This is a genomic window from Patescibacteria group bacterium (assembly GCA_041675205.1).
Lineage (GTDB): Bacteria > Patescibacteriota > Patescibacteriia > GWA2-46-9 > GWA2-46-9 > JBAYUF01.
The window spans coordinates 1-12,740 of sequence record JBAYUF010000012.1; the positions used below are offsets into that span (position 1 = coordinate 1).

A 12,740-nucleotide genomic window follows, 5' to 3' on the forward strand; every position below is an offset into this window, starting at 1 on the left:
CCTCGACCATTCTTTGGTCGGTCGGTCTCGGCTTTGCACCACTCGCAACACGAGCGGCGCAAGCAGGTGACTTGATCAAGATGGCTGGTAACTCGGCTGTTTACTACCTCGGCAGCGATGGGAAGCGATATGTTTTCCCGAACGATAAGTCTTACTTCACTTGGTACTCGGATTTCTCTGGCGTCGTGACTGTTTCACAGTCCGAACTCCAGTCGTACCAGATCGGTGGCAACGTTACGTACCGAGCCGGTACGCGACTTGTAAAGATCACAACCGACCCAAAGGTTTACGCAGTTGAACCAGGTGGGTTGCTCCGTTGGGTCACAAGCGAGTCCATTGCGATTACGCTTTTTGGTTCAAATTGGGCATCGACGGTTGACGACGTGTCGGACGCGTTCTTCGTGAACTACACAGTCGGTTCTTCCATTAGCTCGAACACCTACCCAACTGGCTCGCTCATTAAGCTTGCTAGTTCCTCCGACGTCTACTACGTGGACGGCTCGTCAAAGCGCATGGTGACTGCGGCAGGCTTCTCAGCCAACAAGCTGAACAGCATGTACGTGCGAACAGCTGACGCGAGCGTATTCAACGCCCTCGGAAGCGGTTCACAAATCACTGGCACTGAGTCCGCCATTTGGAACGTTTCAGGCGGCGCCTCCGGCCCTGTGGTCGGTGGTTCTGGCCTTAGCGTTTCTTTGGCTTCAGACACTCCAGCTTCTACTGTGCAAGCTGATGGTACTGCCTACAATCCAGTGTTAAAGCTGAATTTGACGGCAGCTGCTGATGGTGCCGTAAACCTCACTGGTCTTACGGTTACTCGTCAGGGCCTCTCAGCCGATTCTGACGTTGATGGCGTTGGCTTCTTTGATGCTAACGGCATGCGACATGGTAACTTTGTCAGTTTTGCTGACACAAAGGCTGCCATTTCGTTCTCGAACGACCCAGTTGTCGTTCCTGCTGGTCAGACCGTTGCTGTCTGGGTAAAGACAAACCTCGGTTCGTCAATCTCCAGCGCAACCTACGCAGTTTCCGTTGTAAGTTCTTCCGATGTGAAGACAACTGCAGCGGTGAGCGGTTCGTTCCCAATCGTTGGTAACGGCTTCTCAGTCATCGACGGTTCGAGCTCTGTCGGGGGTCTCACCATTGGTGATCAAATCCTTGCATCTTCTGCCGTTAGCGTTGACATTGGTGTAACCAATTACTTGTTGGCCAAGCTTCGAATGACTGCTGGTGCAAATGAACCAGTCAGAATTGCTCGAGTTCGCTTGTTCAACAACGGTACAACCGATGACAACGACATTCAGAACTACACGTTAGTTGCACCTGATGGCACCGTTCTCGCGACCGCCGCAGAGGCGTCGAACCGGTACATCACATTCACACTCACCACGCCTTACCAGATTGCAGAGGGTAATTCCCGCGATCTAGAAGTGCACGTTGATGTGAAGGATGGTTCTTCTCGCACAGCGCAGTTGAACATCCAAAACAACTACGATGTAGAAGTGTATGGGTTGGAAACTGGTTCTGGCCTTTTGCCGACCGCCGTTGCGAACGACACCTCGTTCCCAATTGGTGACACCTCTGGTCGTAACACATTGACGGTTCGCGCCGGTACGTTGACAGTCAACAAGGCTGCAACGTCACCATCCGGTGAAATTGGTAAGTCAACCCCAAACACCGTGCTCGCCATTTGGGAGCTCGAGGCCAAGGGTGAACCAATTGAATTGCAACGTGTTGACCTTGACCTCTTCACGAACTCCTCAAGCGGAGTTGCTGCCACCGACCTTACTGGAACTATCAAGCTCCAGACGACCGATGGCACAACATTAATGAGTTTTGCACCAACTGCTACAGATGGTGGTGAGCTCTTCGCCAGTGCTGTGGGTACTGACTCGCAGACCTTGTCGAACTACTTGACGATTCAATCAGGTCAAAAAGTGAAGATTCAGCTTGTTGTAGATACAGACTCTGACATCAGCACAGGCGAATCGCTTCGCGCTGGTATTGGTGACTTGTACTACAAGCAAACGACTTCAAACACCTACTCGACTGCTTCTGATGATGTTTTGGTAACTGGTAATCCTCTTACCGTTACAACAAACTCATTAACAGTGACATCGAACGGTGCGTACGCCAGCCAGAATATAACAGCTGGTCAGGCTGAGACTCGTCTTGGTTCGTTCCTTTTGAAGGCGAACAACGCAGAAGGCATCAACATTACAAGCATGGCTCTCCAGTTTAACGGAGCTGATGCTGTTGGTGTTACAGACATCTCGAACGTGAAGTTGAAGCGTGCTGACACCGGTGTACAAATCGGTAGCACGCTCGCAACCGTCGCTGACGTTGCTGGTGCCTCTAACACGTTTAGTGTTGCAGGTCAACTCAACATCGCGGCGAACGCTTCAGTGTTAGTTGATGTATACGGATCGATTGCTAGTGGTGCTTCAGATGGTGACGGTACAGGCGACACACTTGCTATCACGATTCCAGCAACTACTGGTATCTCTGGTGTAGGTGCTCAATCTGGTGCCACCATTCCAGCAAACAGTGCGGCTACGCTCCAGACCATCACTTTTGTGCAGTCTGGTACGTTGACTGTTGCTGTTGACCAATCTGGTGCTGCGTCTTCGCAGTTCTACACCACTGGTCTCTCTGGCGTTGAGATGGCTCGCGTTAAGCTCACCACCACAAACGAAGGTGCCAAACTCCAGAAACTCGAGCTCCGCTCGACCAATGGTACTGGCAACATCGACTCGGTGAAGCTTATGGGTACAGGTCTTACATCTGACCCAGTAACCAATCTGAGCTCTGGTCTTGCTACCTTTACGTTCTCGTCGGGCAGTGAAATCACTGTTCCTTCGAACAGTTCAAAGGTACTGACGGTTGTGATTAATACCACTCCGTTGCAGAGTCTCATTGGTGGTAACCTTGGCGTTCTCGGTTTTAACACCGCTGACGCTATTGGTGCCGATTCAGGTGTAGCCATACAAGAGCGAATTTCCGGCGGCACCGTATGTACCGCAGGTACTGCCTGTGGAACATTGGCTGCTGGTGACCTCGTCTACTTCACCGTTGCTGGAGACGGCGCGGCTGCAACTGACGACACACCGGGCTTTAAGCTCATCACAGCAGTTACTAGCAGCTCACTTATCGCTGCTGACTCCCTCACCCTCGAAGGAACAGCTGCGAACTCATGGGCAACAAGTGATTTGATCACTGAATTGCCAATGGTTGAGTCAGTTGCTGGTGATGGTAATGCCGGTGTTACTTACGCTATCGGTGATATCGTTTACGTCTATGACGCAGATGATAACGAGGCTGGCTTCAAGATTGTTACAACAGGAGTTGCTTCTGGCGATGCCCTTACTGGCTTGGCCTTTAGCCCTGCTGGTAGCGTGGCAATCGATGCAGCCGGTGATCGTGTTGTGAAGCTTACAAATGCTAATGCAATTGTTGGTAACACCATGCGTTACGAAGAAGTTGAACCTGTCATTACGCTTTCGGCATCGAGCCCATCAGGCACGACTTCACCGAACAGCGAACAGACTGTTGGTGTCTTCAATGTGAAGGCCGAAGGTGGCCGAGACATGACATTCAACGGTGTAACTGTTGAGAAGAACGGTTCTAACAGCCCAGAGCGCTACGTAACGAAGCTTTCCCTTTGGAATGGCTCGACGAAGCTTGCTGAGGTTGCGAACTCAACAGTAAGTGGTACGACAGCAGTTGGTATCACCAACGCTGACACCATCCTGAACCTTTGTTCGGGAACGTCAGACACCGCAGGTGAAATTGGTGGTATCACACAAGCTGAAGCCGACACCCTAGAGGCCGGCGACAGGGTTGTAATCGTTGATGGAACAAACACCAACACGGTTACAATTTCGGCGGTTACAGGCACGACGATTGCTGCTTGTAGCTCTGGTGCGCCAGCAACTGGTTACGCCATTACCTTTGATGGCACTGTAACAATCGCCGCGTCGGCGACAGTTGACTTCCGCAACAACCGTGTTCACTTCGACGCTAGCCAGGCCAACACCAACGACACTGCACTTGTTGAACAGACTGTCACTGCCGGTCAAACAATGACCCTCACAGTGAAGGCTGATACAAGCTCAGTGAAGACGGGAGCTGGGACAAGCACCATTACATTTGGTGTTAACATTCCAGGCTCAAATGGCCCACTTCAGGTCACTTCGACGCAGATCGAAGGTTTCAGCTGGGATTACTCCCCGTTGAACTCCAACGGTGCTGCGTCGTACAAGACGGAAGGGGATAGCTACCCGGTTATTGGCAACACCCTCAGCTACTAATAGCTAAGAGTGGAGGCGTTCGTTAAGAGCACCTCGTCAAGGAAAAGAGCCCCGAAAGGGGCTCTTTTCTATTGAGTTTAGTCTTGGTACACTGCTTAAACTATGAATAAAAAAATTATCATTCCAATTGCTTCAGCCCTTATTGTGCTGGGTTTTGCTGGGTTACTTCTATATCCCCGCTATGCTGAAAAAAAACAATTGCAGAATTGGCAGGAGCTAGCTGCCAAGCACCCACAAGGCGTGCAGCTGATGGAAGAAATAAAGCGTCGACAAGTCGAACTGAAGGATGATAATGCCGAAAATGATATCGCGGCAAATAACTATTTAGCCATCAGCATCTCAAACTTGGGTGATAAGACGGGTGCATTAAAGTATTACGAACGAGCGTTAAAACTTGATCCAAAAAGTCGGATTGCGCTCAACAACATAGCCAACGTCTATCAAGACCTATCGGATTGGAATAATGCCGAGGTCTACTTTAAGAAATTGATTACGGCGGAGCCTGGATATACACCGGCGTATCGTTCTCTTGCATATTTGTATCAGTACCGCTTCAACGACCCAGAAGAAAAAATTAAGGCGTTGATCGATCAAGGATTAGCCGCTAACCCCGACAATGGCGACCTTTTGTCTTGGATTATTTCGTACTATCAAGAGAAGCAAGAAAACGACAAAGCAGTGCCATACTCTCAGCGCTTGGTAGATTCCCTTAACAAGGCCGCTGCGACAGGAACGCAGGACAAAAACAATGTCGGTATACAAGTTGAATATAAATAGTTGTTACGGTTTTGTTAACACTAAAAGCAGCCTCACGGCTGCTTTTTTATTGGAAGCATTTTCTGACCCAAGTTTTCAGCCGTGCTATACTTCATAAACTATGAATTTTACACGGGCAGTCGTCATTAAACACATCGCGGTACTTACTGCAGCCTTTCTTTTTGCGTCTCCGGTGTTTGCCGCGTTTGACCCCAATGACGTTCACTACCCACAACAGTGGTATTTGCCGCAGGTTGGTATGCCGCTCGCGTGGGAGGTCACTACTGGTGGGCCAGACGTTGTCGTGGCGGTTATTGACACCGGGGTAGACATTTATCATCCGGATCTTCGAAATCAAATTTGGACAAACCCAGGTGAGATTCCTCACGACGGGAAGGACAATGATGGTAACGGATATGTGGATGACGTGAACGGCTGGGATTTTTTAACCAAAACAAATGACCCGCGACCAGAAGCAACACCACCATTTTCAAAAACTGCGCTGCATCACGGCACGGTGGTGGCCGGAATTATTGCGGCAGAAGGAAACAACAAAGAGGGGATAGCCGGCATAGCGTGGCGTAGCCGCATTATGCCGCTTCGCGTTTTAGATTCACACGGTGAAGGGGATGTGAATGTGGTGGTTGATGCGGTGGACTACGCAGTGAAAAACGGAGCAGATGTTATTAATCTCAGTTTTGTTGGCCCAGGGTATAGTAACCGTTTAAATGCGTCACTCAGAAAAGCGTATGAAGCCGGGGTGGTGATTGTGGTGGCGGCGGGAAACGAAACAGGCGGGAAAGATTTAACAACGTCGCCCCTGTATCCAGTGTGTTTTGATCAGGGCAGCACGGAAAATTGGATAATCGGGGTGTCGGCAACAGACACGCTTGATCAGCGCTACGTGAATGGTAATTACGGTAACTGCGTGGACATAATGGCTCCGGGCACCCTCTTCTTCAGTACACAGGTGTGGGACCTCGGTAAAGGCTTAGCCGAAGCTTATGGCGGACAATGGTCGGGCACTTCGGTGGCCGCACCCGTTGTGTCTGGGGTGGCGGCGCTTGTAAAAGCAACCCAACCAAAGCTGACCGCTCGTCAAATTATTGATGTTCTGCTCAAAAGCGCGGACGACATCAGTGCGTCGAATAGATTTATTAAAGATAAAATTGGTGTTGGTCGAGTAAACGCTAGCCGTGCGGTTGTAGGCGCACAAGCACCAACTGGTACGCCACCGAAGACCTCTACGATAGCTGGTGGGCGCATAGTGACGGTGACTGGGAGTAGTCGCGAGCCATTACTAAAAATCTTCTCTGGGGCGGGTCAGCTTGTGCAGTCGTGGTCGGTATATAAAGACTCGTTTGTGGCCGGAGGAGGCGTTGCGGTCAGTGAGAACTCTCGAACGGTTCCAGAAACTCGTGGCGTCAACATCAGCGCCATCATTCGCGGCGAACAGGTGGTGGTGGTTGGTGAAGGTGTTGGCGGGTTTGGACGGCTGCGAGTGTACGACACGGCTGGCACTATTAGCTCGCAGTGGTATGCATTTGATAAAGCAGTGCGGGTGCCGCTTTCTATTGCTGCGGGAAACCTGCAAGGAAATGGGGAAGGGGCAATTGCTATTATGCCGGCTGCTGGTGGTGGACCACAGGTACGAATTTTCAATTCCACCGGAAAATTACTTGGTCAATTTTTTGCGTATGACAAAAGTCTTCGTGGTGGATTTTCAGTAGCAGTTGGCGACACAGACGCGGATGGCAAAGCGGAAATAATTGTTAGCTCAACAACACTGAACCTTCCCGTTCGCGTTTTCACGGCTGAAGGAAGTTTGATGAACGAATGGCGGCCATACCCAACCTACCGCGGTGGCGTGAGCGTTGCAGCTGGGGACCTTGATGGCAATGGTGAAGTCTCAGTGATTACCGCACCCGTTAGCGGCGGTGGCCCGCACGTGCGGCTGTTTGACGGCCGTGGAAAGTTGCTTGGCCAATTCTTCGCCTTCGCCGAGTCGTTTCGGGGAGGGGTGTCGTTAGCTGTGGGCGACACGGACAGTGATGGCCGCGATGAAATAGTAGCGGCGCCAAGAAGTGGTGGTGGCCCACAAGTGCGTATTTTTAGCGGCCAAGGAAAGCTGCTTGGCCAATTCTTTGCATACACCCAAACGCTGCGTACCAACATTGCACTTACCGTACTTCGGTAACCTATGGTGCTTCGTCAATTAACACTTTTTTTCATTGCTGGACTGGCAGCATTTTTGACTGACTTCGGAGCGTACATGGTGCTAACGAGAAACGTTGCGCTGCTACAAAGCTTTTACCTTTTGGTAAGTATCTTTACCGCTACGCTCGGTCTTACGGTGTCATACCTCATGAATCAACTGTTGGCATTTCATGCGTCTGGTATGCCGTCACTCAGGCGGTACAAGCGTTTTTTCTTTGTATATGTGCTCGGTATTGTTTGGCAAAATTTGCTTTTGTACTGGTTTGTTTCTACGCAGCATTTGCCCGACGCCGTAGCGAAAGTTTTAGCCATTCTAACTGTGGGACTATTCTGGAATTTTTTACTCGCGAAACATTGGGTTTTTCGTTATACTAATTCCAGTATTACCCAGCCGTAAAGCATTATGGTGAAATCATTTGAAAAGAAGAATATCCTCGTTGTTGGTGGGGCAGGTTTCATTGGCTCGCATTTGTGCGATGAACTTGTAAAGACGGCGCACGTGTTGTGTCTGGACAATTTTTTGACCGGTACTGAAGAGAATATTGATCATTTACTGTCGAATCCAGATTTTTCGTTTATTCGTCATGATATTACGGAACCAATTGATTTGAGCGACCCGACCTACGGGTTAGCGAAGAGCAAGGCGCCATGGCAAGGGGTGCAGGAGGTGTATTTTCTTGCCTCGCCAGACGCCCGAGGGGATATTGATCGTTTTCCAGTGGAGACGATGATGGTGAACTCGGTTGGTCTTCGAAACGCTCTTGATTTGGCACTCAGTAGCAAAGCCACCTTTTGTTACGTATCGTCAGACGCCATTTACGGCTCACTGGCGGACACCGCAAGTCACATCAAAGAAACAAACGCTGGTATTGTGCGGCATATTGATAACTACAGTTCGTACGCCGTGGCACAGCAGTTTGGTGAAGCCATTGTTGAAACCTATCGCCGTAATCGTGGGTTGGATGTGCGGGTGGCACGAGTCTTTAATACCTATGGGCCACGGATGACACTGGACGCAACTGATCTCGTGGCTGATTACACCCGGCGAGCGGCTAATGGAGAAGCAATACTTTTGTTTGGTGGTTCTGAAGCTGTCAGTTCGTTTTGTTATGTGACCGACACCGTGAAAGGGTTGCAGCGCATTATGGCGGCTGGCGACGAGCAACCGGTAAACATTGGCAGCGATCAGCCAGTTCGAGTTATGGAGTTGGCGCAGATGGTCATGGCTCTTGTTGGTGCCGAAGTCGAAGTTGTCATTCGTTCAGACTATACCGACGGCCACCGGGCGCACCTTGTGCCAGATATAACGCGTGCCAAAGAAACGTTGAGCTGGTTTCCGGTAACGTTGCTGAAAGACGGACTAAAACGCACTGTCGAAGATTTGCGGGCCAGTCGAGGATTGGTGCACCCAGCCGCTTAGTAGGGTATGCGGGTAGTAGCTGTTGTGCCGGCATACAATTGCGCCGACACAATTTCTGAAGTGGTGAGTGGGTTACTGCGGCAGGTGCAGGAAGTGGTTGTGGTGGATGACTGTTCAAGTGACACGACAGCGAGCCGCGCCGAAGCCGCTGGTGCAACTGTCCTGCGACATCGACTGAATCGAGGACAAGGAGCGGCGCTCGTTACCGGTACTCGCTACGCCCTTACCCACGGCGCCGACGTCATCGTTCATACAGATGCCGACGGGCAACATGATGCGGGTGAAGTGCCGAGGCTCCTTGCAGCGCTTGCTGACAACACTGTAGACGTGGCCCTCGGTTCACGTTTTTTGGGTGAAGCAATTGCTCTCCCAATGCCACGACGAATTGTTCTGCGCCTCGGCATTGTTTTTACATGGCTTTTTTCAGGGCTTTGGTTAACCGACACCAATAACGGGTTTCGAGCAATGACAAGAAAAGCGGCAGACGAAATACAAATTCGTCAGGATAGAATGGCTCATGCGAGCGAAATAGTGGACGAGATAGCTCGACTGAATCTTTCTTATGTTGAAGTTCCGGTTACAATTCGCTACAGTGCCGCCAGTCTTGCGCAAGGCCAGCGCAGCAGTAATGCCATTAAAATTGCACTCCGACTATTTGTTGATACGTTTTACCCGCATAAGTAATATATGGGCTTTCAAATACTCATGGTTCTGTTTGCCACATATTCAATTTGGCGAGCGTGGTCGGCGTATAGAACCGATGGCATTGACCGACGTAAGCTTGTTTTGTGGGTTGTCATTTGGCTCGGCGCCGTAGTAATTGTTTTTCAACCAGCTCGCACGGATACGTTGGCGGCGTTTTTGGGTGTTGGGCGGGGGGTAGATGCCGTTTTTTTCTTGGTAATTCCAACATTATTTTTTCTTGTTTTTCAGTTAACGCGTAAAGTTGATCGGTTTGATAGAACCATTACGACGTTGGTGCAAGAGCTTGCATTAAGTGACGAAGCACGAAAGCGCATACCAAATGACAGAACATAAGCCGCCGCACGTTGTTGCGGTTATTCCTAGCTATAACGGCGCTGAAGATTTGCGCCTGGCACTCTCGGCGCTCGTACAATGTCAGTATGACGGGTTAGAGATACTTGTGGTGGACAACGCCTCAACTGATGGTAGCGTCGCAATGATGCGCGCAGATTTTCCGACCGCTGTGGTGCATGAGATGAAAAAGAACACCGGCTACGCCGGCGCGTGCGTGGCGGGATATGAACTGGCAGTAGCCCGGGGGGCTGATTTTGTTGCGTTCGTGAATCAAGACTGTGAAGTTACGCCGCACTGGCTTACGCCAATAGTGAACCTATTTCAAACTGACGAAACCGTTGTGGCTGCGCAGCCGCTCATACTTTATTCACAGGACAGAGAAAAAATAAACAGTGCCGGGAATGCCATACACTTTTTAGGTTTCGGATTTTCAAATGGCGAAGGACGCATGCTTGCAGACAGTCGAAGTCGACGCTACCTCTTTAAGCCAACAGAAGTGCCGTATGCGTCGGGTGCGGCGCTCGTTGTTCGGGTGCGTGACATCATGCTGTGCGGCGGGCTATTCGAAGCAGATTTCTTCATGTATCACGAAGACCTCGATTTGGGGTGGCGAATACGGTTAGCTGGTAAGCGAAGTATGCTGGTGCCGTCTTCCCGCGTGTTTCACCGGTATGAGTTTAGCCGCTCCACGGCCATTAAATATGAATACGGCGAACGGAATCGGTTGCTGGTACTCATTATGAATTACCGTTTTCTGACTTTACTCTTGCTCTTGCCCGCACTGCTGCTTGCTGAGGTTGGCATAGTCACGCTGTCCTTACTTAAGGGTTGGTTTCCGTTAAAGCTACGAGGCTATCGGTATATACTAAAGCAATGGCCGAGTATTCGAACTCGTCGGCATAAGCGGCAGTATGAACGTCGAGCTTCAGAACGAAGCGTGACGAAACCGTTTACTGGTCGGATTACAAATTATAATCTTGGCGGACCTGTCCTACGCGTTGCGAACCCAGTTTTCAACTTGTACTGGCGAGTTGTTCGTCGATTGCTTCGCTGAAAAATATGAAAAACATTGGCATCATTGTTTCAACATTTCCACCCTACGCTGGTGGGATGGGTAACGTTGCTGCGGCGCAAGCAAAGGCACTCAGTGAGCGAGGGTTTGCCGTTACGGTCTACGTGCCCATGGCTCCTGGTTTTACTACTGACGTAACCGCAGATTTTTCACCAGCTGTTTCCGTGGTCCCAGTGCCAGCAACAATCCGATTTGGGAATGCCGCTTGGGTGCCAAACATTCAAACGTACGTCGCAAACGAAGATATAGTACTTTTGCATTACCCATTTTTTGGCGTTGCTCACGCATTTGCAAAAGGATTGCCAGCAGGGAAGAAACTTGTTACGTACTACCACATGGACACTGTAGCAAGCGGCTGGCGTCGGTTAGTTTTTAACTGGTATCACCGGTGTTTGCCTGGCTTACTGCAGCACTCAACGGCCGTACTCGTCAGCAGTCGAGACTATGCTGAACATTCTCGGATTGCGTCGTTTTTACCGAGCCTAAAAGATAGACTGCGGGTTATACCGTTGTCGGTAGACGCAAGCCGGTTTATCCCAACTGCCAAGCCAGCGGATTTACTGGAGCGTTATCAGGTACTGCCAGAGACGCCAGTGGCACTCTTTGTTGGCGGACTTGATAGCGCGCATTATTTTAAAGGTGTGCCGAAACTACTCCATGCCTGGCAGCGTGTTGTCCATGATTTGCCTGTTGCCCGACTACTCATTATTGGTGAAGGTGACCGACGTAAAAGCTACGAGCACCAGGCAAAAAAATTGGGAATATTTAAAAGCGTTAGTTTTCTCGGCGCCGTTTCGCCGAGTGAGTTGCCGAGTCACTTCTCAGTGGCCGATGTTATTGTTTCGCCGTCGGTAGACCGCTCAGAAGCGTTTGGGCTCGTCCTGCTAGAAGCCATGGCGAGCGGCAGGGCGACCATCGCCAGTGATTTACCCGGCGTGCGTAGTGTGGTGGTGGACGGCGAAACAGGGCATCTAGTTCCTCCAAATGATGATGGTGCATTAGCCACGGCACTCCTTGATTTGTTAAGCCGAGAGGCGGTGTGTCAGCGGTATGGTGAACGTGGTCGTGAGCGGGTTGTGGCTAACTACTCGGAGAAGGTGGTGGGGGATGCGCTAGCAGAACTTTTGCAACTCATCGCATGAGGGTACTTATTGTTTCTCCGGCCTACACAAGCAGCAGACGAGGTGGGGCTGAGGTTGTGGCAGCACGTACGGCGGCAGGCTTTCATGCGCTCGGTTGGGAAGTGACCATACTCGCGGCAGGTGAGGGCAAGGAAACGGTTCGGGAAGGAGTTCTGTGTCGACTGCAACCTTGGAATTTTTGTGATTTGGAATCGGTACGACTTCTACCTGTGCTACTGCGCTACGCATGGGCTGTTTGGGACGCGACCGGTTTCGGAGCCCGCACGCAACTAAAGAAAATTTTAGAGGCCAACAAGTTTGATTTGATTGTTGTTCATGGGTTACGTGGTTTGGGCTACGGCCTTCTGCCGGCTTTAACGAAGGCGGCCAAAGTTGTGTATGTGGCCCATGATGTGCAACTCCTTGAGCCGAGTGGCATTCTGTATCCTACTACAGCAGACGCAGCGCTCGGTGGAGTGAGTCGTCGAGTGTATAGATGGTACATGCGAAAGCTAAGTAGTTATGTATCCACAGCAGTATTTCCATCCAACTTCTTAAAAGATTTTTATAGTAAGTACGGTTATTTTACTAAAGCAAACTGCGCTGTTGTACCTAACCCATTTGGGGAGGGACAGAAAAAAGACGTAGGTGAAGCAATGACTGTTGTTTTTGACGGGCAGCTTGAAAAACAAAAAGGAATATACGTGCTTCTTGAAGCCTGGTCACAGCTGGCAAAATTAGACGCAACACTTCTTATTATGGGTGAGGGTAGTGCGCTAGCGACGGTGCGAACGGCGGCGTTTAAG

General features: G+C 50.5%; 10 protein-coding genes. All 10 read left to right on the top strand.

Annotated features, from left to right (window positions below; translation table 11 throughout):
• On the top strand, positions 1-4,310 hold a 4,310-nt coding region (locus WC052_05530; GenBank protein MFA7287094.1), incomplete at its 5' end, for a hypothetical protein.
• Positions 4,311-4,412: 102 nt separating this feature from the next.
• Entirely contained in the window at positions 4,413-5,087 is a 675-nt protein-coding gene (locus tag WC052_05535) for a tetratricopeptide repeat protein (protein MFA7287095.1), read from the top strand.
• Between the two features lie 100 nt (positions 5,088-5,187).
• Positions 5,188-7,263: a S8 family peptidase gene (locus WC052_05540; protein MFA7287096.1), complete on the top strand. Its 2,076-nt coding sequence runs from the start codon at positions 5,188-5,190 to the stop codon at positions 7,261-7,263.
• A 3-nt stretch (positions 7,264-7,266) separates the two neighbouring features.
• The gene (locus tag WC052_05545; protein ID MFA7287097.1) at positions 7,267-7,680 is read left to right on the top strand and encodes a GtrA family protein; all 414 of its coding nucleotides are present in this window, start codon (positions 7,267-7,269) and stop codon (positions 7,678-7,680) included.
• Positions 7,681-7,686: 6 nt separating this feature from the next.
• Positions 7,687-8,703: a GDP-mannose 4,6-dehydratase gene (locus WC052_05550; GenBank protein ID MFA7287098.1), complete on the top strand. Its 1,017-nt coding sequence runs from the start codon at positions 7,687-7,689 to the stop codon at positions 8,701-8,703.
• 6 nt (positions 8,704-8,709) lie between these two features.
• Positions 8,710-9,387 (top strand): glycosyltransferase family 2 protein, encoded by a 678-nt coding sequence (locus WC052_05555; protein MFA7287099.1) that lies wholly within the window; start codon positions 8,710-8,712, stop codon positions 9,385-9,387.
• Between the two features lie 3 nt (positions 9,388-9,390).
• Positions 9,391-9,741: a DUF2304 domain-containing protein gene (locus tag WC052_05560; GenBank protein MFA7287100.1), complete on the top strand. Its 351-nt coding sequence runs from the start codon at positions 9,391-9,393 to the stop codon at positions 9,739-9,741.
• Complete coding sequence (locus tag WC052_05565) at positions 9,728-10,795, top strand: glycosyltransferase family 2 protein (GenBank protein MFA7287101.1); 1,068 nt, start codon at positions 9,728-9,730, stop codon at positions 10,793-10,795. The genes WC052_05560 and WC052_05565 overlap by 14 nt, the downstream gene beginning before the upstream one ends.
• Positions 10,796-10,800: 5 nt before the next feature.
• Complete coding sequence (locus WC052_05570; GenBank protein MFA7287102.1) at positions 10,801-11,955, top strand: glycosyltransferase family 4 protein; 1,155 nt, start codon at positions 10,801-10,803, stop codon at positions 11,953-11,955.
• The coding region (locus tag WC052_05575) for a glycosyltransferase (protein MFA7287103.1) at positions 11,952-12,740 on the top strand (789 nt) is incomplete at its 3' end. The genes WC052_05570 and WC052_05575, both read left to right, overlap by 4 nt.